General features: G+C 39.4%; 30 protein-coding genes. 5 read left to right on the forward strand and 25 right to left on the reverse strand.

The features are described from left to right. From HMPREF1019_RS03745 to recO, 5 genes are read left to right on the forward strand one after another with little or no spacing between them, the layout of a single operon-like run. Positions 1-456, forward strand: a complete 456-nt coding sequence (locus HMPREF1019_RS03745; protein WP_009294328.1) for a 23S rRNA (pseudouridine(1915)-N(3))-methyltransferase RlmH — start codon at positions 1-3, stop codon at positions 454-456. A gap of 11 nt (positions 457-467) precedes the next feature. Further along, a complete protein-coding gene (gene dksA / locus HMPREF1019_RS03750) occupies positions 468-824 on the forward strand; it encodes an RNA polymerase-binding protein DksA (protein WP_009294329.1) in 357 nt (118 codons plus the stop codon). A gap of 9 nt (positions 825-833) precedes the next feature. Then, the gene (locus tag HMPREF1019_RS03755; RefSeq protein ID WP_009294330.1) at positions 834-1,832 is read left to right on the forward strand and encodes a hypothetical protein; all 999 of its coding nucleotides are present in this window, start codon (positions 834-836) and stop codon (positions 1,830-1,832) included. After that, complete coding sequence (locus HMPREF1019_RS03760; RefSeq protein ID WP_009294331.1) at positions 1,829-2,752, forward strand: tRNA dihydrouridine synthase; 924 nt, start codon at positions 1,829-1,831, stop codon at positions 2,750-2,752. The genes HMPREF1019_RS03755 and HMPREF1019_RS03760 overlap by 4 nt, the downstream gene beginning before the upstream one ends. Next, positions 2,753-3,367, forward strand: coding sequence for a recombination protein RecO (recO, locus tag HMPREF1019_RS03765; RefSeq protein ID WP_009294332.1), 615 nt, complete (start codon positions 2,753-2,755; stop codon positions 3,365-3,367). It begins immediately after the preceding gene. On the opposite strand, the gene HMPREF1019_RS03770 is transcribed toward recO, so the two are convergent. The 25 genes from HMPREF1019_RS03770 to obgE form a co-directional block, all read right to left on the reverse strand. Then, the gene (locus tag HMPREF1019_RS03770; RefSeq protein WP_009294333.1) at positions 3,364-3,567 is read right to left on the reverse strand and encodes a hypothetical protein; all 204 of its coding nucleotides are present in this window, start codon (positions 3,565-3,567) and stop codon (positions 3,364-3,366) included. The genes recO and HMPREF1019_RS03770 overlap by 4 nt on opposite strands. 107 nt (positions 3,568-3,674) lie before the next feature. After that, a complete protein-coding gene (locus HMPREF1019_RS03775; RefSeq protein ID WP_009294334.1) occupies positions 3,675-4,433 on the reverse strand; it encodes a tRNA 2-thiocytidine biosynthesis TtcA family protein in 759 nt (252 codons plus the stop codon). Next, positions 4,430-5,113, reverse strand: a complete 684-nt coding sequence (locus tag HMPREF1019_RS03780; protein ID WP_009294335.1) for a 5'-methylthioadenosine/adenosylhomocysteine nucleosidase — start codon at positions 5,111-5,113, stop codon at positions 4,430-4,432. Before HMPREF1019_RS03780 ends, HMPREF1019_RS03775 begins: the two co-directional genes overlap by 4 nt. Further along, entirely contained in the window at positions 5,110-6,039 is a 930-nt protein-coding gene (fabD, locus tag HMPREF1019_RS03785; protein ID WP_009294336.1) for an ACP S-malonyltransferase, read from the reverse strand. The genes HMPREF1019_RS03780 and fabD overlap by 4 nt, the downstream gene beginning before the upstream one ends. Before the next feature lie 9 nt (positions 6,040-6,048). Further along, positions 6,049-6,633, reverse strand: a complete 585-nt coding sequence (locus HMPREF1019_RS03790; RefSeq protein WP_223154902.1) for an FKBP-type peptidyl-prolyl cis-trans isomerase — start codon at positions 6,631-6,633, stop codon at positions 6,049-6,051. Positions 6,634-6,688: 55 nt separating this feature from the next. Then, on the reverse strand, positions 6,689-7,531 hold the full coding sequence (locus HMPREF1019_RS03795; RefSeq protein WP_009294338.1) for a tetratricopeptide repeat protein: 843 nt from the start codon (positions 7,529-7,531) through the stop codon (positions 6,689-6,691). A 13-nt stretch (positions 7,532-7,544) separates the two neighbouring features. Next, positions 7,545-8,051 carry an OmpA family protein gene (locus tag HMPREF1019_RS03800; protein ID WP_002939415.1) on the reverse strand — a complete coding sequence of 169 codons (507 nt, stop codon included), beginning with the start codon at positions 8,049-8,051 and terminating at the stop codon, positions 7,545-7,547. 64 nt (positions 8,052-8,115) lie between these two features. Next, positions 8,116-9,372, reverse strand: coding sequence for a Tol-Pal system protein TolB (gene tolB, locus HMPREF1019_RS03805; RefSeq protein ID WP_009294339.1), 1,257 nt, complete (start codon positions 9,370-9,372; stop codon positions 8,116-8,118). Between the two features lie 25 nt (positions 9,373-9,397). Continuing rightward, positions 9,398-10,345, reverse strand: a complete 948-nt coding sequence (locus HMPREF1019_RS03810) for a TonB C-terminal domain-containing protein (protein WP_009294340.1) — start codon at positions 10,343-10,345, stop codon at positions 9,398-9,400. 1 nt (position 10,346) lies between these two features. Then, positions 10,347-10,745 carry a biopolymer transporter ExbD gene (locus HMPREF1019_RS03815; RefSeq protein WP_002939405.1) on the reverse strand — a complete coding sequence of 133 codons (399 nt, stop codon included), beginning with the start codon at positions 10,743-10,745 and terminating at the stop codon, positions 10,347-10,349. Then, positions 10,746-11,330, reverse strand: a complete 585-nt coding sequence (locus HMPREF1019_RS03820) for a MotA/TolQ/ExbB proton channel family protein (protein ID WP_009294341.1) — start codon at positions 11,328-11,330, stop codon at positions 10,746-10,748. It abuts the gene before it with no gap. After that, the gene (atpC, locus tag HMPREF1019_RS03825; RefSeq protein ID WP_002939398.1) at positions 11,331-11,720 is read right to left on the reverse strand and encodes an ATP synthase F1 subunit epsilon; all 390 of its coding nucleotides are present in this window, start codon (positions 11,718-11,720) and stop codon (positions 11,331-11,333) included. Positions 11,721-11,738: 18 nt separating this feature from the next. Next, on the reverse strand, positions 11,739-13,136 hold the full coding sequence (gene atpD, locus HMPREF1019_RS03830) for a F0F1 ATP synthase subunit beta (RefSeq protein WP_009294342.1): 1,398 nt from the start codon (positions 13,134-13,136) through the stop codon (positions 11,739-11,741). A gap of 11 nt (positions 13,137-13,147) precedes the next feature. Beyond that, positions 13,148-14,035, reverse strand: coding sequence for an ATP synthase F1 subunit gamma (gene atpG / locus HMPREF1019_RS03835; protein ID WP_002939426.1), 888 nt, complete (start codon positions 14,033-14,035; stop codon positions 13,148-13,150). A gap of 9 nt (positions 14,036-14,044) precedes the next feature. Next, positions 14,045-15,562 (reverse strand): F0F1 ATP synthase subunit alpha, encoded by a 1,518-nt coding sequence (gene atpA / locus HMPREF1019_RS03840; protein ID WP_009294343.1) that lies wholly within the window; start codon positions 15,560-15,562, stop codon positions 14,045-14,047. Positions 15,563-15,576: 14 nt separating this feature from the next. After that, positions 15,577-16,107, reverse strand: a complete 531-nt coding sequence (locus HMPREF1019_RS03845) for a F0F1 ATP synthase subunit delta (RefSeq protein ID WP_009294344.1) — start codon at positions 16,105-16,107, stop codon at positions 15,577-15,579. Next, positions 16,107-16,619 carry a F0F1 ATP synthase subunit B gene (locus tag HMPREF1019_RS03850; protein WP_009294345.1) on the reverse strand — a complete coding sequence of 171 codons (513 nt, stop codon included), beginning with the start codon at positions 16,617-16,619 and terminating at the stop codon, positions 16,107-16,109. The genes HMPREF1019_RS03845 and HMPREF1019_RS03850 overlap by 1 nt, the downstream gene beginning before the upstream one ends. Before the next feature lie 9 nt (positions 16,620-16,628). Next, positions 16,629-17,051 carry a FoF1 ATP synthase subunit B' gene (locus HMPREF1019_RS03855; RefSeq protein WP_009294346.1) on the reverse strand — a complete coding sequence of 141 codons (423 nt, stop codon included), beginning with the start codon at positions 17,049-17,051 and terminating at the stop codon, positions 16,629-16,631. A 95-nt stretch (positions 17,052-17,146) separates the two neighbouring features. After that, on the reverse strand, positions 17,147-18,007 hold the full coding sequence (locus HMPREF1019_RS03860; protein ID WP_009294347.1) for a ParB/RepB/Spo0J family partition protein: 861 nt from the start codon (positions 18,005-18,007) through the stop codon (positions 17,147-17,149). Between the two features lie 15 nt (positions 18,008-18,022). Then, on the reverse strand, positions 18,023-18,805 hold the full coding sequence (locus HMPREF1019_RS03865) for a ParA family protein (protein ID WP_009294348.1): 783 nt from the start codon (positions 18,803-18,805) through the stop codon (positions 18,023-18,025). Next, on the reverse strand, positions 18,802-19,437 hold the full coding sequence (locus HMPREF1019_RS03870) for a biotin--[acetyl-CoA-carboxylase] ligase (RefSeq protein ID WP_009294349.1): 636 nt from the start codon (positions 19,435-19,437) through the stop codon (positions 18,802-18,804). Before HMPREF1019_RS03870 ends, HMPREF1019_RS03865 begins: the two co-directional genes overlap by 4 nt. A 1-nt stretch (position 19,438) precedes the next feature. Next, complete coding sequence (gene thiD, locus HMPREF1019_RS03875; protein ID WP_009294351.1) at positions 19,439-20,227, reverse strand: bifunctional hydroxymethylpyrimidine kinase/phosphomethylpyrimidine kinase; 789 nt, start codon at positions 20,225-20,227, stop codon at positions 19,439-19,441. 16 nt (positions 20,228-20,243) lie between these two features. Beyond that, a complete protein-coding gene (gene fmt / locus HMPREF1019_RS03880) occupies positions 20,244-21,149 on the reverse strand; it encodes a methionyl-tRNA formyltransferase (protein WP_009294353.1) in 906 nt (301 codons plus the stop codon). Positions 21,150-21,165: 16 nt separating this feature from the next. Continuing rightward, positions 21,166-21,501 (reverse strand): EF-hand domain-containing protein, encoded by a 336-nt coding sequence (locus HMPREF1019_RS03885; protein WP_009294356.1) that lies wholly within the window; start codon positions 21,499-21,501, stop codon positions 21,166-21,168. A 46-nt stretch (positions 21,502-21,547) separates the two neighbouring features. After that, on the reverse strand, positions 21,548-22,606 hold the full coding sequence (gene obgE, locus HMPREF1019_RS03890) for a GTPase ObgE (protein ID WP_009294358.1): 1,059 nt from the start codon (positions 22,604-22,606) through the stop codon (positions 21,548-21,550). Positions 22,607-22,627 lie beyond the last annotated feature (21 nt).

The following is a 22,627-nucleotide window of genomic DNA, read 5'->3' on the forward strand; positions in this document are numbered from 1 at the left end:
TTGGAAATTTCGGTTTTTAGCATTCAAAAATCATCGCGTGACAACTTTGAAAACGAGATACAAGAATATATAAAAATGAGTGCAAAATTTGCCAAGATAAACGACAAAATAATATTTAATGAAAAAATAGCAAAGGCTCAAAGCAGCGGTAGAAGCGATGCGCTAAGAGCTTATGATGAAATTTACGAGCCAAATTTAAAAGGCTTTTGCGTGATGCTTGATGAAAATGGCTCACAGCTTGACAGCCAAGAATTTGCTCAAATTTTAAACTCAAATTCACAGATAAATTTTTTCATAGGTGGAGCTTATGGGCTTAGCCAAAATTTAAAAAACAAGGCACAAAAAGTCGTAAGCTTAAGCAAGATGACTATGGCGCACAAAGTCGCCAAGCTCGTACTTTTTGAGCAAATTTTTAGAGGACTTTGCATAAATGCAAACCACCCATATCACAAATAAAGGAATATAAAATGACTCAAAACGAGCTAAATTTTTTCAAAAAGCTACTTGAAGAGCGAAAATTACAAATCAAAAAGAATATTTATGACTCATCAGTTGAAGTAAGCGGTTTAAGAGATAGTGGCGTAAGCGATGAATTTGACATAGCTTCAGTAAATACCGACCAGCTTATAGAGCAGTCTATCTCAACCCAGCAACGAGCCGAGCTTCACGAGATCGACGAGGCGCTTGAGAAGATAGCAAACAAGACTTATGGAATTTGTGACATGTGCGAAGAGGAGATCGGCATCCCTCGCCTAAAAGTAAAACCGCATGCAAAATACTGCATAGCTTGTCGTGAGATAATAGAAAAAACAGCAAAAAACTAAGGAGAAAATATGAAAACCAGAAAATTTCTCGTCTACTGCATCATCTACACAGCAGTTGTTGCAGGACTTACCTATTCTCTTAATAGTTCAGACTTCACCTTCGAGCTCTTAGGTCAAGCCATAACCTTGCCAGTAGCTGTCTGGGTGGCACTTCCAGTAGCCCTTTTGGCGCTCCTTGCCCTACTTCACATCGCATATCATGGATACGCCTTTTATAGATATAAAAAATGGATAAAAAAAGATAGCCAGCTCTACAAAGACCTTGCAAAAGAGACACTTCTTGGCTTTGAGAGCAACAAAGACTTTAAAACCGATACTTACAAGATCGCCTCACAGCTCACTCGCTCTATCTCACCAGTAGGCGAGCTTAAAGACGTTGGCGTTGATGACGGTGAGATAAACAACATCTTACAAACCATAAAAAGCATAAAAAACAAAGAGATCGTCGATCTAAAGAAATTTAGGCTAGCAAAAGATAGCAAGCTAAACATCCTAAACGAGCTAAACAAGATCGAGCAGCTGCCTACTTACTATCTTGACGTGCTTAAAAACCAAGAACAAAACGAGAGCCTTAAAAAGGCAGCCTTCGATAAGCTCATAAAAACAGCTTCATTTAGCGAGATCAAAAAAATTGATCCAGAGCTAGCAAGCGAAGATATAATGACCATTATTACGCGTTTTGTAAATGATGAGATCGACCTAAGCAGCGATGAAATTTTTGGTCTTCTAAACAACGCAAAAGTGACAAAAGCACAATACGACAAAGCAGCCATAATGCTTAAAAACAAGCTAAAACCAGATGCGTTTATCGGCATTTTTGAGAAGCTAAAAAGCATCCATGCTGACGCTGATGAGGCCTACGTATATGCGTTATTTGAGCTTCAGATGCTTGATAAAGTAAGAGAAGCCATCGAGGGTAGCGACCCTGATGAGTTTAAAGAGATAAAGGTTTTACTATTTTTACGAGATAACGGTAAAATGGTGCCTAGCTCGCTATTTTTTAAATGATAGACTTTAGTAAAAAGCCACTTTTCTTAGCGCCACTTGCTGGCTTTTCTGACCTGCCGTTACGAAGCGTCGTCAAGAAATTTGGCTGCGATGTCACTGTTAGCGAGATGATCAGTGCAAACGCTCTAGTATATGAGAGTAGTGACAAAACGCTTGAAATGATTAAAAAATCCCCAAATGAAGATCCATACGTCGTCCAAATAGCTGGCAGTGATATAGAAAATATAAAAAAAGCCGTGCAGATAATCAATAAATTTGATGGAATTTATGGGCTTGATCTAAACTGCGGCTGCCCTGTGCCAAAGGTCGTTAGACAAGGCGCGGGATCGGCTTTGTTAAATGATCTTGACAAACTTCAAAGCATCATCTCAGCCATAAAAAGCGTCTCAAACAAGAAGAGCCTAAGCGTTAAATTTAGACTTGGCTTTAACGACAAAAATGAAGAGAAGATCGCAAAAGCCTGCGAAGAAGCTGGCGCAGACTATATCGCAGTGCATGGTCGCACCAGAGCTGGCGGATACAGTGCAAAGGTTGATTACGAAGCGATCGCTAGAGTAAAGGCGAGCGTAAAAATCCCAGTCGTCGCAAATGGCGATATAAACGCACAAAATGCAGATGAAATTTTAAATCTCACAAAATGCGACGCCCTTATGATCGGTAGGGCAAGCATCGGCAACCCTTGGATATTTCACGAGATAAAGACCAAAACTAGCGTGGATAAGGCGCTAAAGCAAGAGATCATCCTAGCTCACTTTGATGCGATGATCGAGCACTACGGCGAGCACGGACTTTGCATATTTAGAAAGCACCTCCACCAATACAGCAAGGGCATAGACGGCGCAACAACCTTTAGAAACGATGTAAATTTTATCAAAGACGTGACAGCGATGAGAGAGCGCATAAGGGAGTTTTTTGCCTAGATGCAAGGCTACATCCTGCGCGTGCAAAAGGTCAGAGACGAGGACCTTTTAGTCTTTGTATTAACGTCAAATTTGCTCGTAAAGTCATATAGATTTTTTGGCGCTCGCCACTCAAACATCATGACTGGCTACAAGATCGACTTTGAGCTAGAGCAAGAGGCGAAATTCCTACCAAAGCTTAGAAGCATACTTCATCTTGGCTTTAAATGGCTGCTAGAGCGTGACAAGCTCATCATTTGGCAGCAGTTCATGCGCCTACTTTATGATCATCTAAAAGAGGTCGAGCAGCTCGATGAAATTTACTTTAACGAGCTTGATCGCTGCGCCAAACAGATGCAGCTGCAAAATCCAAAACGCCTCATCATCGAAAGCTACGTCAAAATTTTAGAGTATGAAGGCAGACTTCACAGCGAGCTTGAGTGCTTTATCTGCGACGAGGAGATAGAGAGTGAGCTATGCTTAACTCGTGGCTTTTTGCCCTCTCACAGGCACTGCCTTGATAGGAGCGAATTTGACGCTAGCAAGATCAAAAATTTATTTGATACAAAAAGCACGATCGAGCTAAACGACGATGAGATAAACCGCCTTTATAAAATTTTACTTGACGGGCTTTAGGCTTTTACTTTCATCCTCTCATCAAATTCTTTTAAAACATCCATTATCTTGCTTGCTAGTCCCTCGAGCGTGTGATCTTTTTTAAGCTCTAAATTTCTAAGCTTTAAAATCCTAGCTAGTATATTTTTTAGATCTTTCTTACCAGGTATCTCATTGTAATAAATTATAAGTTTGTGCTCATATTGCCAGTGTTTAAACATGCAGTAATTAAGTTAATGTAGGCTTTATTTTTAATACTTTGGTTTTGTTAAAATAGAATTTTAGTTATTCAAATTTAGCTCAAAAGGGCAAAAATGAAGAGTTAAATTTACTCTTCACTGCCTTCGTTGATACCAAAAAATGTATCTGTGTGGATGTTTTCAAATGCTGCTTTAAGCGATGTAAAGAGCTTTGGATTTTCTTTCTCTAAATTTGCTAGAAGTTGCTTGGTCTCATATCTAGCGTGTGGCATCTTCACGTCAAATCTCATCGCAGGACACGCCTCATCGCCAATAACTCTTAGCTCATTTTTGATCGCATTTTCGCGAAGCTGTCTCTCACGCACAAAGATAAATGGCCTGATCACGACGATGCCATTTTTTGCTTTGTATTTTGGAGCAAGCGTCCTTAGCGCGCCATTGTAGGTGAAATTCATAAAAAAGCTCTCTGCCGCGTCATCTAAGTGGTGAGCGATCGCAAGCTTGTTAAAGCCGTGCTTTAGTGCGTAGGTGTAGAGATACCCTCTTCTCATGCGCGAGAAAAAGCTGCAAAAGCTAGAATTTTTGCGGATCTTCTCCTTTGATATCTCAAATATCGAGCTATCGATCACCTCGTGCTCTATGCCATGCTCGTTGCAGTGCTTGGTAAGATAAGCGTAGTCTTCGCCCATGCCGTAGCTTAGCGTAACCGCCTTAAACTCAAATTTCTCAGGTGTGACATTTTGGATGTGCTTTAGCACGTGAGCGAGTGCGAGGCTATCTTTGCCGCCGCTAAGACCGAGCAAGATCTTATCCCCGCCCTCTATCATCTTGTATCTAGCATTTGTCTGGCCAACTTGCCTAAGCAGTCTCTTGCTAAGCTCTATCATAAGCTCTCCACCATTTCTAGGATAAATTTAGCGCTGATGTTTGCTGAGTCTTGTAAGAATTTATCAAAGTCAAATTCAGCCTCATTGCCAGCTCCGTCGCTGATGGCTCTAAGGATGAAAAATGGCACGCCAAGCGTCTCACAAACTAGCGCAACGCTCGCACCCTCCATCTCGGTAGCACTTGCGTTAAATATCTTTTTGATCCACTCTTTTTTCTCGTTGTCGCAGATAAACTGATCGCCAGTTGCGATGATGCCTGAATTTAGGCTCATGCCCTTTTTACTAGCGACATTTTTAGCTAGTTCATTTAGTGTTTCATCGCTTTTTACAAATATGCTAGTCCCTGGCACAAAGCCGTATGGATGACCAAACGCCGTGATGTCAAGGTCGTGCTGCGCAAGGCTAGTGGCATATAGCATATCGCCTATCTTTAAGCTCTCATCAAGTGAGCCAGCAACACCAGTAAAAAGCAGCTTTGAGGCCTTAAATTTCTCTATCATCAAGGTCGCAGTGATCGCCGCATTTACCTTGCCGATCTTCGAGTAGGCGATGACTAGGTCTTTGCCTTTGTAGTTTGCCTCGTAAAATTTGTTATTTGCATATTCGGTAGTTTTATACTCGCCAACCATCTCAAGGATCGGCGTTATCTCCTCTTGCATCGCTCCAAGTATCGCTATCATCTCTCCTCCAAAATCTTCACAACCTCTTCAAGGCTCGCCATGTCAGTGACGCTGTATGTCGGTTTTTCTGTGATCTTTTTGTTTATGCCTTTTAGTGTCGCAGCACCTAGTTCGATAAAGCAATCAACCTCGTTTTCGTAGTTATTGATGCTTTGCTTGTAACGAACTGGATGCGTTAGCTGCTCTTTTAAAAGAACTAGCGCTTCGTTTTTATCAGTGTAAATTTTTGCATTTACGTTTGAAACGACTGGGGCAAAATTTGCAGCCAAAACGCCCTCAAGCTCGTTTGCTAGCCTAACGCTAGCAGGCTCAAGTATCGGGCAGTGGCTAGCTACTGACATATTTAAAAGCATCGCTCTTTTTGCACCTGCTTCTTTAAATTTTGCCTCGTATTTAGCAAGATCAGCCCTCACGCCAGCTACAACTATCTGACCGTCGCAGTTGTAGTTCGCAGCGTAAATTTGTAAGCCCTCATCCTGTGCGTTTTTGCAAATTTCCTCAACAACTTCATCGCTAACTCCAAGCACTACCATCATGCCAGCATCTTTGCCAACGCAGGCTTCTTGCATAAATTTACCACGTAAATTTACAAGTCTAATCGCTTCAACAAAGCTAAATGCGCCACTAACCGCAAGGGCTGTAAATTCGCCTAGAGAGTGACCTAGGCTAAACTCTGGCTTAGCTTTTATGCGCTCACTAAAAGTTAGATAGCTCATAAGCGAGTTTAAAACGATGGCAGGCTGAGTAAATTCTGTCTTATCTAGCTTATCATTTTGTGTAAATAAAAGCTCCTCAAAATCAATGCCTGTGTCGTTGCAAGCGTCATTTAATAGAAGTTTTGCCGAAGAGAAATTTTCATAAAAATCTTTCCCCATGCCAACACTTTGCGAGCCTTGACCCGCAAAAATAAAAGCAAATTTTTTCATTTTGGCTTCTTAGTGGTGGTGATGTCCGTGACCACCGCAACCGCAACCACCTTCGCCATGTCCATGGCCGCCGCAGCACTCATGCTCGTGATCATGATCGTGCCCGCCACAACCGCAAGTATGAGCGCCTGCTACCATGCCAGTTGCTTTTTCATCTTCAGTTGCGTCTCTAACTTCTAAAATTTCAACATTAAATAGCAAATCTTTGCCAGCGTATGGGTGGTTAAAATCAACTGTTACTTCGTCATCTTTGATCTCTTTAACGATGACGCGAACGCTTGAGCCATCTTCATTTTGACCAAAAAGTTCCATGCCTTCATGTAGGTCTATACCAGCAAATTGTTCTTTTGGAAGTGACTGGATGGCATCTTTATTGTATTCACCACAACCCTCAGCAGCTTTGATATTTATAGTAGCCTTGTCGCCTGATTTTAGCTTGCTAACTTCTTCTTCAAGCTTTTCTATAATATGGCCATGTCCTGTAATAAAAGAAATTTGACCACCTTCTTGCATATTTGACTCTAAAATTTCGCCAGTATTAGCGTCTTTTAGCTCATAAAACATTGTTATAACTTGATCTTTACTCACAATAATCTCCTTGGAATTTAGTTTTGATTAATGTGAGATTATATCTAAAAAAGAGTAAATTTTAGTTTCTGTTGGGAGCGGCTTTGGCTTCTTTGCTATCTGGATAGCCTACTTTTAAAGCCTTATAAAACCTGTTGGCACTTTGAGTATCACCGATCTTATCAAAGCTTATAGCTGTGTGATACAAAAGTTTTGGAGTGTAGTCAGCCTTATCTTCACTTTGTATACTTTTTTTATAGTATTGTATGGCTGTGCTGTATGATTTTTGACTATAAGCAACTTCACCTAGATAATAATTTGAAGCACCAGTTTTATAGCCTTTTTTGTTTAAATATTCAAAATACTCAGCTGCTTCTGTGCTATTGCCAGAATTTAAAAGCTTAATACCATCAGCTAAAATATCCTTGTCGCTTTTGCCACTAAAATTTGAAGTTGGCTTATTTTGTTGTTTTGGATTTGCATTTTGCTTTGGTTGAGCAGCATTTTTATCCATTATCGCACCTAATTTATTTAAGGCAGCAGTAATGTTTTTATAGTTTTTATCTTGTATATCTCTAGTCTCATCAACATAAGCTTTTAACGATGTCAAACTTACACCAGAATCGCTTATACCGCCATTGACTTTGGTTTCGATATCGTTCATTCTTTGCTCAAGCTTGTTCATCCTAGCACTCATGCTCTCGATCAAGCTTTGCAAACCTTGAAGTTGTTCTGAAACATTATCCATGTTTTCTTCGATATTTTGAACGCTTCTTTTGTTGCTTAGAGTTGCCTTTTCATCATCTGTTAGTCCATATGGATTTGCGCTATCCATATTGCCTGCATCAAATGCTGAAACTTCTTGAGCTGAACTTATAGAGAAAGCGGCTCCAAGAAGAGCCGCAATGATTATTTTTTTATTCATTATTACTTACAGATTAAGGAAGTACTTTGAAATCTGCACGTCTGTTTTGAGCGTCGCAAGCTTTTGTTTTGTCTGTACAAACTGGGTTGCTTTCGCCAAAGCTTACTACAGCGATTCTATCAGCACTAACGCCATTTCTTACAAGAGCGTCTTTAGCACTTTTAGCACGTTTTAGACCAAGAGCATAGTTATACTCATCTGTGCCCCACTCGTCGCAGTTACCTTCTACTTTTATAGAAAGAGCTTGAGCGTCAGCTTGGTTAAATACTGATGCATTTGAGCTAACAACACCTTGTTGGTCAGCTTTGATATTAAATTTATCAAAGTCAAAGTATACACTTTTAACTTGGCTCTCGATGTTAGCAATAAGAGCTGCTAATCTATCAGCATCACTCATGCTACCTGAGTTATCTGCAGATTGATTTGAATTTGCATTCATATCAACTTCAGGGTTTTTAGAGCTACAACCGCTCAACAATAAAGTTGCAACTGCAACACTTGCTAGAACTACTTTTTTCATTCCATATCCTTTTTGAAAAATTTGGTCGAATTATAACATATTTTTTTTAAATATTACCAGAATATTACCAATCAATAGATTGAATTTTACCTACTTTTAGTGGAAATTGGAAACTTCTGTTCTCATTTAATCTAACAACGCCAAGCGAGCTTTGACCGCCAAGTTCTTTGATAAAAACAACACTTTGGCCATCACTTGAAAACCTTGGATAGTTATTTTTACCATTTGCTGTAAGCTGGCGAATAAAATCAGTTTGAGTTGAGATTAGATAGATATTAAAGCCACCGCTAGCCTCTCTACTTGAATAAACTACATAGTTTTCAAAAGTGCTTACTGAGTTGTTGTTTTTGCCATGAAACACCATTTGCTCAACGCTTCCGCCTGAAGTTGCAGGTGTTGCAAAGATATTTGGATATCCAAGTCTATCTGAAACAAAAACTATTCTGCTGTCATTATCTACGAAATTTCCATTTACATCAATGCCTGGATAGTTTGTGATCTGAGTTAATTTTTTGCTACCTGTATTATAGATGAAAATATCTGGCTGATCTTTTGGAGCCATAGTTAATAGAATTTTACTTCCATCTTTACTAACATCAGATGCTATAAGCATACCCATACTATCTATTATCTTTGTTTTGGTGCCTGAATTTAGGTCATATCTAAACAAAGTTGGTCTGTTATTTACATAAGATGTATAGTAAAATTTACTCTGATCAGCGCCTGCCCATTTAGGGAAGATATTTAGGCCGCCACTTACGATTGTCTTTTGATATGTAAGTGTGTAATCAGCCACTATAATAGAGCTTTGGCGAGCTGAAGTGTATTTTGCTAGGATGATAAATTTCTCCATCCAGCCAACTGGTGGTAAATTTAGCTCATTTGTTAGCTCAACTATACTTTTGTGTGCCAAAAATGGGTACTTTGCACCATCAGGCATGTTATATACTCTCTCATACCTTGTAGTTGCAGTCTTTGCGTCGATGAGTTTTACTCTTAAAGTAAGAGGTGAGCCCATAGAACCTTCAAGAGCATATCTAAAGATAAGCTCAACACCTTTGTCGCTCATTGTATTTGTAGCTGCTGTTCCCTCATAGGTTGAAGGCACATGATCTTCGATAACCTCAAAGTCTGAGCTAACTTTCAAGTCGCCTAGCATGATCTTAAAGAATTTATCTTTAAAGCCAGCATCACTAACGGCTGTAGTTGCATCTTGCAAAGCTATCTTTGGCAAAGCAACACCTTGGTTTATAACAGATATCGTTGCATCAGCAGCATAAAGCCCTAGAGCAACGCACAAAAAAAGAAAAATTTTCTTCATCTCTACTCCGTAAATTTATAAATTTTTAGTTTATTTTATCTTCTAAATTTAAATTAAAAGTAGTACTTTTGTCTGGATTAAATGGAAATTTCTCTGTAGTAAGCTTTTCCAGGCACTCTCTAACCTTTGCATTAAACTCTTCATTATATGATAGCTCTAAAATTTCATAACTAAAATTTCCACTCTGATCTATCATGACTTTTACTTTGGCAAGGTTTGCAGAGTCAGCTTTATAGCTTTGCCATCTTCTTTGAATTTGTTTTGTTATGGCTCCCATCAATGGATCATAAGTGCCTGTCATTTGTGACTTTGGAGCTGTTGGGTTTTGATCTATCTTTAGGCTCTTGATGATATCACTAGCCTCTTTTGCAGCTTTTGAGCTAGAAGCCTCGCTTTTTTTGCGGCTTTGTACTTTATTCTCAGCCTTTTTTATACCATCATCTTTTTTAAGTTTAGTCGAGTCTATGTCGCTAAAGAGATCTTTTATATTTGGCTCTTTTGGTTTTGGCTTTTCAACTGGCTTTGGCGTAGGTTTAGGCTCAGGCTTTGGCTCTGGCTTGACATCCTCTTTAGGCTCTTCGCTAGGTTTTGGGATTTCAGGCTTTGGTTCTGGTTTTTTAGGCTCAGGCTTTGGCTCTTCTTTTGGAGGAGTTGGCAAGCTTGGGGTTGGCAATGGCTCATCTGGCACAACAGGTTTATTTGTAGTCTCTTGTTTATCTTCTTCTGACTCTTTTTTAGGTTCTGGTTTTGTCTCTTTTACGACCTCTTTTGCTTGTTTTGGCGCTTTTATGGTTTGATCAACTTCTCTATCAACCATAACTACGTCCATAATAGCATCTTTGTCATCAGTATATTTTTTAGGAGGTTCGCTAAAAAAAGTAAGCTTTATAAACAAAGCAAGCACAATGATAATGTAAATGCAAAACGCTACAAAAAATGAACTAAGCGTTGGAAATTTAACTTTATTAGGCATCTTAACCGTTTGTCTCTAAAGCTACTTTATTAAAACCAGCACCTTTTAAAGTCTTTAATACAAACATAACATCATCGTATTTTAAATTTTTATCAGCCTTTATGTATATAGGCGAGGTTTTGTCATATTTTGCACTCATTAGTGCAATGTTATCTGGAAGTTCTGCAAGGCTCATTGTACTTTGATCTATTCTAACTTGTCCTTGTGCATTTATAGACACTATAAGATCTTTTTGTTTAGACGTAGATGTTTTTGCCTTTGAGCCATCTGGCAATGTTATATCTTCTTGATATGTTATAGTTGGCATTGTAACCATTAAAATAGCCAACAAAACAAGCATGATATCAACAAGAGGCGTTATGTTTAGCTCTGGTGTTTCGTCATCAAATTTAAGAGCCATCTATAACGTCTCGTCATCTTTTTTAAGTGCTATCATAACGTCAGCTTGACGCTCGATAACGCTCATTAGTTCGTAAGCTTTTCTTTTTATAAGCAAGTTAAATGTATATGCTGGGATCGCAACAAAAATTCCGCATCCAGTAGCGACAAGCGCTTCAGAAATAGCTGGGGCTATAACTCCAAGAGACGAACCTGCACCATTTCCTAGCTGTGAAAATGTCTCCAAGATAGATACGACTGTTCCAAAAAGACCGATAAATGGAGAAGTAGAAGCTATTACGCTAAGCCATGTAAGCCCACTTGTAGCATTTTTTTCGGCAATACTTATGCAAACATTTAGCTTTTCTTTCGAAATTCTACCACTTGCACACTTCTTTAAAGATGAGTCGTTTGGTATATTTTTAGCGCCCATAAGTAGTGCTTCAAGCGCATTTTGCTCGCGTTTTTGCCAAGCTCCTATGCCAGCCATTCTTGAAAAAAGAATTGTAAAACTAACTATAAAATATATTGACAACCAAGTTAAAACTATAATTGTAATAAAACTACTTCTTTGAATGTAATTTAAAAATATATCTATTCCGCCCACTTATCTTGCTCTCACTACATTTTCCATTTTTGATATAGTTGCTGCAAAAGCATTTGTATCACTGCTCATACTCTCTATCAAATTTCTAGCAGCTTCTAATGAATTTGCAAGCTCACTTTCGCTGTTGCCAGAGACATAGACCGCACCATCAGCTAGTATAACTACTTTGCCCTCATCGATCTTTGCATAACCCCAGTTAATAGCAACTACATCATGCTTTTTATGCTTATCTTCTATATCTATAATACCTGCTTTTAAAAGAGATATTAATGAGGCGTGGTTTGGCAAAACACCAAACTCACCCTCGCTACCTGGAAGCACTACACTACTCACGTCATCATTAAATATCTGACCTTGAGGAGTTACGATCTCTAAATGTAATTTATCCATTACGCTTCCTTTTTAAATTTAAGCCTTAAGTTTCTCAGCTTTAGCTAAAGCCTCATCTATATTTCCAACCATATAAAATGCTGCTTCTGGCAAATGATCATATTTACCTTCTAAAATTCCCTTAAAGCCAGCGATATTTTCGTCAAGACTTACATATTTGCCAGGGCTACCTGTAAATACTTCAGCAACGAAGAATGGCTGAGATAAGAATCTCTCTATCTTTCTTGCTCTATCAACTGTTAGCTTATCTTCTTCGCTAAGCTCGTCCATACCAAGGATAGCGATGATATCTTGAAGGTCTTTATATTTTTGAAGCACAGCTTGAACGCCGCGAGCTACCTTATAGTGATCTGCTCCTAAAATTTGAGGATCGAGCATTCTTGATGTTGAATCAAGTGGATCAACAGCTGGATAGATACCTTTTTCTGCGATCGATCTGTTAAGAACTGTCGTAGCGTCAAGGTGAGCAAAAACAGTTGCAGGAGCTGGGTCTGTAAGGTCATCAGCTGGAACATAAACAGCTTGAACAGAGGTGATCGAACCTTTTTTGGTTGATGTAATTCTCTCTTGGAATTTACCCATCTCACTTGCAAGGGTTGGCTGATAACCAACAGCTGACGGAATACGTCCAAGTAGAGCTGACATCTCTGCACCTGATTGAGAAAAACGGAAGATGTTATCGATAAACATCAAAACGTCAAGTCCCATCTCATCACGGAAGTACTCAGCCATTGTAAGACCAGTTAGCGCGATACGGTTTCTTGCTCCTGGTGGCTCGTTCATTTGACCATAGCACAAGGCAACTTTATCCAAAACGTTACTTTCTTTCATTTCGTGATAAAGGTCGTTTCCTTCACGAGTTCTCTCACCAACGCCTGCAAATACAGAATAACCGCTATGTTTAAACGCAACGTTGTGGATAAGCTCCATAATAATAACTGTTTTGCCAACACCAGCACCACCAAATAGACCAACTTTACCACCCTTTGCATAAGGAGCTAGAAGATCAACTACCTTGATACCAGTTTCGAAAATTTCACTCTTCGTGCTTTGCTCTTCAAATGGAGGAGGATCACGGTGGATAGACCAGTTCTTATCAAAATTTATACCCTCGCCCTCGTCGATCAAATCGCCAACTACGTTAAAAATTCTACCCAAAACTTTTTCACCAACTGGCACACTAATAGGTGCACCAAGTGCTTTAGCCTCTAAGCCACGAGTCAGACCCTCGCTCATATCCATAGCGATCGTTCTAACTCTATTATCACCTAGGTGAGCAGCAACTTCTAATATTAGTTTATGTTTCTTGCCCTCAACCTCAAAGAAAACTTCGATAGCTTCATTGATCTTCGGCAAGTAGTCATTAAAGTCAACATCGACCACAGGGCCCATAACTTGACTAATAACACCCTTCATTCATACTCCTTTTATTTCATTGATTCAACACCACTGATGATCTCGATAAGTTCAGTGGTAATAGACTCTTGTCTTGCTTTGTTGTAAGCAAGATTTAACTGTTTGACGCGTTGTTTAGCATTGTTTGTTGCATTATCCATGGCTTGCATTCTAGCGCTGTGCTCAGCAGCCAAAGAGTCAACTAAAGCATAATACATACTATACTCAAAATATTTATTGAGCAATTCATCCATAATCTTAGTATAGTTGTCTTCTGGTTCAAATTCCATCAAAGAATTTGTCTCAACCGCAACTATCTTAGACGGCTCAATAGGCACAATATCATTTACTCTAATCTCTTGAGAAATCATATTTTTATAGCCATTGTGTATTAGCACAACCTTATCTGTTATGCCGTTTGTAAAATCATCAATGGCATCTTTTATGATCTTTTGAGCTTTTTCATATGTAGGTGATGAGCTAGCTCCGACATAAGTCTCAAGTAGTTCAACGCCTTGGAAATTGAAAAATTCTATGCCTTTTTTACCAACAGCTCTTAGTCTAACTTTGATCTTTTTGGCTTTTAGCTCATCGATCATGCGCCTAACTGTTTTTATAGTCTGGACATTAAAGCCACCGCAAAGCCCTTTATCAGCGGTAACGAATATAATATCAACCTTTTCTACACTCTTTGTTGTGTTAAAAAATTTACTCTCAGTCATAACTGAAGCGTATTGATTGATCTTATAAGCTATCTCCGATAAAACCTCATTGATCTTAAGTGCGTAAACTCTAGAGTAGCGTGCAGCCTCTTCAGCTTTGCGAAGCTTTGCTGTTGAGACAAGTTTCATCGCACGCGTCGTCTTTTGAGTGTTCTGGACGCTCTTGATCTTTCGTTTTATATCTTTTAAATTTGACATATCTTAGCCCTAGTTAGCGGCAAAAGTCGCTTTAAAATCTTTCAATGCTTTATGTAAAATTTCTTCTACTTCTTTATCAAGAACTTTTTTAGTTCTGATCTGCTCAAAAATTTCAGGGTATTTTGCCTCGATATATGGATATAGCTCTGCTTCAAATTTTGTTACATTTGCAGTTGCAACATCATCTAAATATCCCTTAGCACCAGCAAATATAATAACTACTTGATTCTCAACTGGAAGCGGAGAATATGGAGGTTGTTTTAGTACTTCAACCATCTTTTGACCACGCTCTAGTTGTTTTCTTGAGCTCTCATCAAGGTCGCTTGCAAACTGAGCAAAAGCTTGTAGCTCGCGATACTGAGCAAGGTCTAGTCTTAGTGTACCAGAAACTTGTTTGATAGCTTTGATCTGAGCTGCACCACCGACACGAGATACAGAAAGACCGACGTTGATCGCTGGGCGGATACCTGAGTTAAATAGATCACTCTCAAGGAAAATTTGACCATCTGTAATAGAAATAACGTTTGTTGGAATATAAGCTGAAACGTCGCCCGCTTGTGTTTCGATAATAGGTAGAGCTGTCAAAGATCCAGCGCCTAGTGCGTCATTTAGCTTACTTGCTCTTTCTAGAAGTCTTGAGTGAAGGTAGAAAACGTCACCTGGGTAAGCTTCACGACCTGGTGGTCTTCTTAAGATCAAAGACATCTCACGGTAAGCAACCGCGTGTTTTGACAAGTCATCATAGATGATTAGCGCGTGGCGAGAGTTATCTCTAAAGTATTCACCCATTGTTACGCCAGCATATGGTGCAAGGTATTGAAGCGCAGCTGCGTCACTAGCACCAGCATTTACAACTATTGTGTAGTCCATAGCGCCATATTCTTCAAGTTTTTTAACGACTTGAGCAACGGTTGATTGTTTTTGACCGATAGCTACGTAGATACAAATGACATCTTGACCTTTTTGGTTGATGATAGTATCGATAGCAACTGTTGTTTTACCAGTTTGGCGGTCGCCGATGATCAGCTCTCTTTGGCCTCTACCAATTGGCACAAGTGCGTCGATAGCTTTGATACCTGTTTGAAGTGGCTCATGAACGCTTTTTCTAGCCATGATACCTTTTGCTTTTTCTTCGACGAAGCGAGATTCAGTAGCTTCGATTGGACCTTTTGCATCGATTGGCTCACCGAGTGAATTTACAACACGGCCGATCAATGCGTCGCCAACTGGCACACGTAGAAGTTTTTTAAGTCTTTTTACAGAGCTTCCTTCTGTGATACCGCTAGTTTTTCCAAGGATAACTATACCAACACTGCTCTCTTCAAGGTTAAGAGCCATACCCTTTTCGCCGCTTTCAAACTCTACCATCTCACCAGCCATAACGTTTTTCAAACCATAAACGTTAGCAACGCCATCAGCGACTGAGATGACTTTACCGGTCTCTTCTACATCAACACTTAAATCAAAATTTTCAATACGCTCTTTGATTATCGTGCTAATTTCGTCAGCTTTAATTTTTGCACTCACGCTTTCACTCCTTTTTAAATTGCTTTTAATATATATTCACTCATTTGACTTTTTAGTCTGTCGATAGAGAAATTTACCTCGACACCTAAATCGTCTAACTCAACTTTTACACCGTTGTAATCGCTCTTTGAGCTATCAAGCTTGATCTTAGAGTTAAATTTCTTAGAGAAATTCTCTTCCAAAGCTTTTAGTTGCTCAGCGCTTAGATCAAAATTTCCAACAACCTCGCCGCGATATGTATTTTCAAGCAAAGATTGCTCTATCTTCATCTCATCTAGTATCGCAGGTATAAGCTCTAGTCTTTTGTTTACACCAAGAAGCTTTATAAAATTTGCAAATTTAACATCTTGATTTTTAACCAAAGATAGTACAAATTCAACCTTTTGTGAAGCCTTTAATGTCGGCAAACTTATAATGCTTTTAAATTTATCGCTAGCAAAAGCAGCAGCTAGCTCTGATAAATTTTCAACAAATGCATTAAGTTCATTGGACTTTACGTCGCTTAAGATCGCCTTTACGTATTTTTTAGCTACTACTTCATTCATTAGCTAACCTTTTTAAGTATGATATTTACAAGCTCTTTTTGATCGACTTTTAGGCTATCACTTGAGAAAATGTCGCTCAAAATTTCATTTACAACACTTTTTGTCATCTTGCGCTCTTCAAATTCTTTTTGCTCTTTGTAGCCTTTTTCGATATTTGCGATATCGTTTTGAGCCTCTTTTTTAACTTTAGCAGCTAAATTTACAGCCTCTTTTTTCGCAGTTTCGATTAGAGCATTTGCATTTTGCTTAGCCTCTTCTACACGCTTTAAAACGTCATCTTTTTTAGCTTTTGACTCACGAAGCTTCTCTTGGATGCTCTCAAGCTTATTTGCGATCCTATCGATCCTGCTTTGATAAAGAGCTTTTAGTGGCTTAGCAGCAAAATAGACCAAAATAGCAAAGAAAAGTAAGAAGTTTAACGTTCTCTCGACTATGTCGTAGTTTGTTCCACCATGCTCGCTAGCGTATGCTAGAAATGGAAGTGCTAGAAAAAATAAAATTTTTATCTTCATAAATTTCCTTTAAATTTTAGAGAGCTTAGCGTTTAAAGCTGCTCTAAGCTCAGGTAGTTTAGCTGATAGATCTGCCTTTAGGCTATCTTTTTGAGAGCTTAAAGCGTTTAAAAACTCATTATAATCAGCCTCTAGACTACTTTTTACCGCATTTATCTCTTTTAAAGACTCTTCTTTTGCCAAATTTAAGGCCTCTTGTCTTATTTTGTTAGCCTCAGATCTTGCATTTTGTATGATCTCTTCGATCTCTTTTTCATGAACGCTTAAGTCGCTTGCATTTTTGCTAGTGCTCTCTTCGTCATTTTTTATAGAGGCATTTCTGTCATCTATAAATTTAAGCATTGGCTTGTATAGCAAAGGATTTAAAATGGCGATCAAGACAAAGAGAACGATAGCCGTTAAAAGCATTAATGGCACATCTATTTCTAACATCCACTCTCCTTATTTTGTTATTAAGTTTTATTTAATATTCAAATCAAAGTCTGATTTTACAATAAAATACTAAAAATAAAAATAAATTTGTAATTCTATTTTAGCTTAGCGATAAATTCTTCTACCTGTGAAATATCGCTAAATTCTAATATTAAATTTTTAGATTTTACCTTCGTCTTTATCTTTAAATTTTTAAAAATTTCTTGTAAATTTGATAATTTTTTGCTCATTTCCTCTGAAATTTGAGGCTTTGGCTCTTTTACTTCTTCTTTATTTTTTATCTTTTTTACTAAGATTTCTGTATCTCTAACACTTAGCTTTTGCCCGATGATCGTATCAACGACCATTCTTTCTTCTTCGCTACTAAGTCCTACGATGACTTTAGCATGGCCTTGCGTGAGCTTGTCTTCTTGCAAAAGTCTTTGTGTGTAGTCGCTAAGCAGCAAAAGTCTCATTGTATTTGTTATCTGGGTTCTGCTCTTATGAATGATGTTTGCTAAGCCATCTTGCGTGATCTTATACTCATTTATGAGCTCTTTATATGACTTTGCAAGTTCGATTGGATTTAAATTTTCACGTTGTATGTTTTCGATAAGCGCAAGCTCTCTTAAATTTTGAGACTTGATATCAGCGATGATCGCCTTTATCTTACTTGCTCCAAGCATCTTTGTGGCACGGTATCTACGCTCACCAGCTATTAGCATGTAGCCGTCATCTTTTTTGATGACGATTATTGGTTGTATAAGACCGTGTCTTTTGATGCTGGCACTTAGCTCTTTTAAAGCCTCTTCGTCAAAATGCGTCCTTGGCTGGTAAGGGTTTGGTAAAATTTCATCTATATTTATCTCTTCGACTATCTCAGAGTCGTTTAAATTTGCGATCTCTTTGCTGTAGGCCTGCTCTACATCTTCAAGTATCGCGCTAAGTCCGCGCCCTAATCCACCTTTTTTCGCCATTTTTTTCCTTATTTTTTAGTTTAAAATACAATATGCCAAATTTTGATATGCGATCGAGCCTGGTGACTTTATATCATAAAGTATCACTGGCTTACCAAAACTTGGGCTTTCAGCAAGTTTTACGTTTCTTGGGACGACTACAAATTCGTCCTTGCTGTCCTTGCTCTTAAAGAGCTTATTTTCAAAATGCTGCTTTAAATTTGCAATGGTCTCTTTTGAGAGATTGTTTTGCGAGCTAAACATAGTCGGCAAAAAGCCCTTTATATTTAGCTTTGGATTTATCGTTTTTTTTATGATCTTAACTGTGTTTAGGATCTGTGCCAAGCCCTCAAGTGCGTAAAATTCGCACTGTATAGGGATGATCACACTATCACTTGCACTAAGAGCATTTATCGTGATGCTACCAAGTGCTGGAGGACTATCGATGATGATAAAATCATAGTCGTCTACAACTTCTGAAATTTTGTTTTTAAGGATTAGTTTATAGTCTTTGCTTTGATCGTTAAATTCTTGCTCGATGCCGACAAGTCCAATGTTTGACGGAGCTAGAAAAAGCGTTGGGATCTCAGTTTTTAGCACGATTTGTGAGAGTTTTTTTCTATCTGTTAAGACGTGATAGATGTTAAACTCATAGTCGCTTCTGCTAAAACCAAGTCCAGTCGTCGCGTTTGCCTGTGGATCGATGTCTATTAATAATACTTTTTTCTCAGCAACCGCCAGTGATGCGGCTAAATTTACGGCCGTTGTGGTCTTGCCAACGCCGCCTTTTTGGTTAGCTATTGTTATTATCTCGCTCATCTTAACGAATATACCTTTTCCCCGTTTAATAATATCGCTCCATCCTCGCAAATTTCAGCATCCTGAAGCGAAACAGCTCTATTTGCAATATGCGTAATAAAACTTTTTGACTTGCAAAAGTCTATCCTAAATTTGCTAAAAATTGGCTTCCATAAAATCTTTTTGTCAAGCATGCTAACAAAGCCCCAAACTAGCTCATCTACACTAGTTTTGATATCCAAAATGCCCGCGTTTTCGGGTGCGCTAGCTAAATTTATCCCCATGCCGCAAATGTAAATTTCATCCACTTTATTTGTCAAAGTGCCGCCTATTTTACGCTCGTCCACGTAAAAATCATTTGGCCATTTTAGCCAGCACTTTGAGCCAAGTTCGCTCAAGACTTCACGCATCAGCATAGAAAAATATATCGAGATCGAGGGCGGAGGTATATCGCTTGGCAGCTCATCTTCGCTTATGCAAAATGACATAAATAAATTTCCGCCAAGCCCCTCCCAGCTGTTGCCACGGCTGCCGACTCCTTTAGTTTGATTGTGCGCCACGATCATGTGTGGTGGCTTTATCTCGCCATTTTTTAGGGCTTCTATCAAAAATTCCTGCGTCGAAGGCAGACTTTGAAAAAACTCTACTTTCAAATCACACCTTAAATTTATAGAAGTGATTTACTGGATTTTGCCCGCCGCCGATGATAACCGCGTTTTTGATAGCGTTAAAGATATAATCATGTGCGTTTTTCACGCTCTCTTTTAGACTATGTCCATTTGCTAAATTTGAAGCGATCGCGCTTGATAGCGAGCAACCTGAGCCATGTGTCGCAGTCGTTTTTATGCGCTCGTCGCTAAAAATTTCATACTCACTGCCATCATAAAATATATCAAGCGACTTGCCTTCTATCTCGCCACACTTTAGATAGACGCTTTTTGTGCCAAATTTCAAAAGCTCCTTGCAAGCCTCTTTTAGCTCGCTCTCGCCTTTTAACTCACGCTTTAAAATTTCGCGCGCTTCAAAGATATTTGGCGTGATCACGCTTGCAAGTGGGAAAAGCTCCTCCACGATCGCGTCTTTTGCAGCGCCCTCTAGCCAGATGTCGCCATTTTTACAGCTCATGACAGGATCAAGCACGACTGGCGGTAAATTTTTGATCTCTCTTAGCGTTTTTGCGACGCTTTTGATGATCTCAACGCTTGGGACAACGCCTATTTTTATCACATCAACTCTTATATCATCAAATATCGCTTTTATCTGATCCTCGATGAGCTTTGGCTCAACTAACTGCATGCCAAATATGCCCTTTGTATTTTGAGCAGTGACCGCCGTGATCGCTCCCATCGCATATACGCCGTGTGCTATAAATACCTTTATATCAGCTAAAACTCCAGCTCCGCCACTTGGATCAACCCCTGCTATACTTAGCGCATTTTTCATAACCGCTCCTTTAAATTTATTTTAATTCATCGCCAACACTAAGGCGCTTACCATTTATATATGCTTTTGCGTTTGTTGGCTTTTTACTTGGCTCTTGAAGCTCGTAAATTTTGACCGCTCCACCCTTGCAAGCTACCACAACGTGATCTTTTTCTATGCTTAAAATTTCTCCGCTTTTGCCACTTTTTTCGCTTAGATCAAGAGATAAAATTTTTAGTCCACTTGCTAGATAAAGCCCTGGCCAAGGTGTGAGCGCGCGAAATTTATTATAAATTTGCCCTGCCTCTTCATCAAAGCTAAAAAGTCCGTCGCTCTTGCTTATCTTTTTGCAGTGCGTGGCCTGCGCGTCGTCTTGCTTTTGTGGCTTTAAATTTTCAAAATTTTTAAGCACTTTTACGATTAGCTCGCCGCCAAGCTCGCCTAGCTCACTAAAAAGCTCGCTTGACATCTTGCTCTCGCAAGGTGTATAGATGAAGTCTAGCATATCGCCAGTGTCAAGGCCAGCGTCCATTAGCATAGCTGTGACGCCAGTTTGCTTCTCGCCCGCTAGGATCGCGCTTTGAATGGGGCTTGCGCCTCTATATTTTGGCAAGATCGAAGCGTGTAAATTTATACAAGTCGCCACGTCAAGCACACTCCTAGGCAAAATTTTGCCATAAGCTGCCACTACGATAAATTTAGGTTCAAATGCCTTTAACTCAGCAACCACCGCCTCATCTTTTAGCGTATTTGGTGTAAGGACTGGCACGCCTACTAGCTCGTTTTGTGCGTAAATTTTGACCTCGCTTGGGGTTAAAATTTGCTTTCTGCCAACTGGCTTATCAGGCTGGGTAAAGACTGCTTTTATGTTAAAGCCAGCCTCTTTTAGGTGCCTAAGTATCCTAACGGCATAATCAGGCGTCCCCATAAAAACTACATTCATCACTTTCCTTTAAATTTCAACGACTTTTATTTTGATCTGCGTTTTGACTGCTTGGCGGCCAAGAGGCGCATGGATCTTTCTGCCAGCTAATCTTTTGCAATACTAAATTTCTTAGCTCATTAACGCTAACTTTGCCACTACGATCAAGATCCAGCCTTTTAAATTCCTCACTAGTGCATAAATCTGGCGCTATTTTTAGTTCAGGTGGCGCCTTGCACGCCACCCACTCATCTAAATTTAGCATGCCATCGCGATCTATGTCATTAAAATCCAAAAGCATATATATTGGATCCGCTGGATCACAGCTATATGCACCAAGACAAAATAGCATAATGCAAAAAATTTTCTTCATTTTATCTTCTTAAATTTCTAAGTTCAAAGTGCCAAAAAGTCGCAACTCAAAGCTCTTTTTTAAGCAGCTCAAGCAGTGCAAATTTAAGCTCTTCAATGTTCTCATTTGTCGCTGATGAGATTGGCAAAACAAAGTATGGTTTTTTCGCGTCAAAGCTGTATAGGTCTTGCTTATAGACAAATTTACCAACTTGATTTGGCTCTAAATTTATACTTTTCATAAATTCTTTTATATTTTCATCTAAATTTTCAGCCGCATCGACTCTGGTGATAGCGATCGCATAGTCCCTGCTAGCAAGCACACTTGAAAATTTAGCGACCTCCTCTTTTAGCACGCTAAACTGCTCGCTCATGCTTCTGTAGTTCGCACTATCTATCATAAAAAGCAAAATTTTATTTCTCTCGATGTGCTTTAGAAACTGCACGCCAAGGCCGCGTCCATCACTCGCTCCATCGATGATGCCAGGGATGTCAGCCATGACAAAGCCGCTAAACTCATCGACCTCAACAAGTCCGAGCTTTGGCGTAAGCGTGGTAAATTCGTAGTTTGCGATCTGTGGTTTGGCGTTTGAGACGGCTGAGATGAGGGTTGATTTGCCCACATTTGGAAAGCCAACAAGACCCACGTCAGCTATTAGCTTTAGCTCGAGCCTGACCTCTACGCTCTCTTCTGGCATACCCTTTTGAGCGTATTCTGGAGCTTGGTTGATAGAGTTTTTAAAGTGAAAATTTCCTAGTCCGCCCTTGCCACCTTTTAAAAATAGCGTCCTTTGCCCCTCTTCTACCATGTCGCAAAGCAGCTCGTTTGTCTGTGCGTCATAGACCGCCGTTCCTGGTGGCACGATAAGCTCTAAGCTCTCACCCTTTTTGCCAGTCATTCTTTTGCCCATGCCAGCCTCGCCGTCGCTTGCTCTCATCGCCTTTTTGCCCTTGTAGTTTGCTAGTGTGTGGGTGTTGTTGTCGCAGACAAAATATACATCACCGCCATCACCGCCGTCACCGCCGTCTGGGCCGCCTAAAATGACGTGCTTTTCGCGGCGAAAGCTTACTGCACCAGCTCCGCCATGGCCTGAACTTAGGGTTAATTTCACGCTATCTATAAACATTTTTTACCTTAAATTTATCTA

It is taken from the genome of Campylobacter sp. 10_1_50 (assembly GCF_000238755.1).
Classification (GTDB): domain Bacteria; phylum Campylobacterota; class Campylobacteria; order Campylobacterales; family Campylobacteraceae; genus Campylobacter_A; species Campylobacter_A concisus_R.

What these genes read in the sequence shown, in the direction of transcription:
- HMPREF1019_RS03865 (WP_009294348.1), bottom strand. Translation starts at nt 18,805, where the DNA reads ATGAGCGAGATAATAACAATAGCTAACCAAAAAGGCGGCGTTGGCAAG.
- HMPREF1019_RS03855 (WP_009294346.1), bottom strand. Translation starts at nt 17,051, where the DNA reads ATGTTAGAAATAGATGTGCCATTAATGCTTTTAACGGCTATCGTTCTC.
- HMPREF1019_RS03760 (WP_009294331.1), top strand. Translation starts at nt 1,829, where the DNA reads ATGATAGACTTTAGTAAAAAGCCACTTTTCTTAGCGCCACTTGCTGGC.
- HMPREF1019_RS03850 (WP_009294345.1), bottom strand. Translation starts at nt 16,619, where the DNA reads ATGAAGATAAAAATTTTATTTTTTCTAGCACTTCCATTTCTAGCATAC.
- HMPREF1019_RS03755 (WP_009294330.1), top strand. Translation starts at nt 834, where the DNA reads ATGAAAACCAGAAAATTTCTCGTCTACTGCATCATCTACACAGCAGTT.
- atpD (WP_009294342.1), bottom strand. Translation starts at nt 13,136, where the DNA reads ATGAAGGGTGTTATTAGTCAAGTTATGGGCCCTGTGGTCGATGTTGAC.
- HMPREF1019_RS03810 (WP_009294340.1), bottom strand. Translation starts at nt 10,345, where the DNA reads ATGCCTAATAAAGTTAAATTTCCAACGCTTAGTTCATTTTTTGTAGCG.
- fmt (WP_009294353.1), bottom strand. Translation starts at nt 21,149, where the DNA reads ATGAATGTAGTTTTTATGGGGACGCCTGATTATGCCGTTAGGATACTT.
- HMPREF1019_RS03845 (WP_009294344.1), bottom strand. Translation starts at nt 16,107, where the DNA reads ATGAATGAAGTAGTAGCTAAAAAATACGTAAAGGCGATCTTAAGCGAC.
- dksA (WP_009294329.1), top strand. Translation starts at nt 468, where the DNA reads ATGACTCAAAACGAGCTAAATTTTTTCAAAAAGCTACTTGAAGAGCGA.
- HMPREF1019_RS03780 (WP_009294335.1), bottom strand. Translation starts at nt 5,113, where the DNA reads ATGATAGCGATACTTGGAGCGATGCAAGAGGAGATAACGCCGATCCTT.
- obgE (WP_009294358.1), bottom strand. Translation starts at nt 22,606, where the DNA reads ATGTTTATAGATAGCGTGAAATTAACCCTAAGTTCAGGCCATGGCGGA.
- HMPREF1019_RS03770 (WP_009294333.1), bottom strand. Translation starts at nt 3,567, where the DNA reads ATGTTTAAACACTGGCAATATGAGCACAAACTTATAATTTATTACAAT.
- HMPREF1019_RS03885 (WP_009294356.1), bottom strand. Translation starts at nt 21,501, where the DNA reads ATGAAGAAAATTTTTTGCATTATGCTATTTTGTCTTGGTGCATATAGC.
- fabD (WP_009294336.1), bottom strand. Translation starts at nt 6,039, where the DNA reads ATGAAAAAATTTGCTTTTATTTTTGCGGGTCAAGGCTCGCAAAGTGTT.
- atpG (WP_002939426.1), bottom strand. Translation starts at nt 14,035, where the DNA reads ATGTCAAATTTAAAAGATATAAAACGAAAGATCAAGAGCGTCCAGAAC.
- HMPREF1019_RS03775 (WP_009294334.1), bottom strand. Translation starts at nt 4,433, where the DNA reads ATGATAGAGCTTAGCAAGAGACTGCTTAGGCAAGTTGGCCAGACAAAT.
- tolB (WP_009294339.1), bottom strand. Translation starts at nt 9,372, where the DNA reads ATGAAGAAAATTTTTCTTTTTTTGTGCGTTGCTCTAGGGCTTTATGCT.
- thiD (WP_009294351.1), bottom strand. Translation starts at nt 20,227, where the DNA reads ATGAAAAATGCGCTAAGTATAGCAGGGGTTGATCCAAGTGGCGGAGCT.
- HMPREF1019_RS03795 (WP_009294338.1), bottom strand. Translation starts at nt 7,531, where the DNA reads ATGAATAAAAAAATAATCATTGCGGCTCTTCTTGGAGCCGCTTTCTCT.
- HMPREF1019_RS03815 (WP_002939405.1), bottom strand. Translation starts at nt 10,745, where the DNA reads ATGGCTCTTAAATTTGATGACGAAACACCAGAGCTAAACATAACGCCT.
- recO (WP_009294332.1), top strand. Translation starts at nt 2,753, where the DNA reads ATGCAAGGCTACATCCTGCGCGTGCAAAAGGTCAGAGACGAGGACCTT.
- HMPREF1019_RS03800 (WP_002939415.1), bottom strand. Translation starts at nt 8,051, where the DNA reads ATGAAAAAAGTAGTTCTAGCAAGTGTTGCAGTTGCAACTTTATTGTTG.
- HMPREF1019_RS03860 (WP_009294347.1), bottom strand. Translation starts at nt 18,007, where the DNA reads ATGGCGAAAAAAGGTGGATTAGGGCGCGGACTTAGCGCGATACTTGAA.
- atpC (WP_002939398.1), bottom strand. Translation starts at nt 11,720, where the DNA reads ATGGATAAATTACATTTAGAGATCGTAACTCCTCAAGGTCAGATATTT.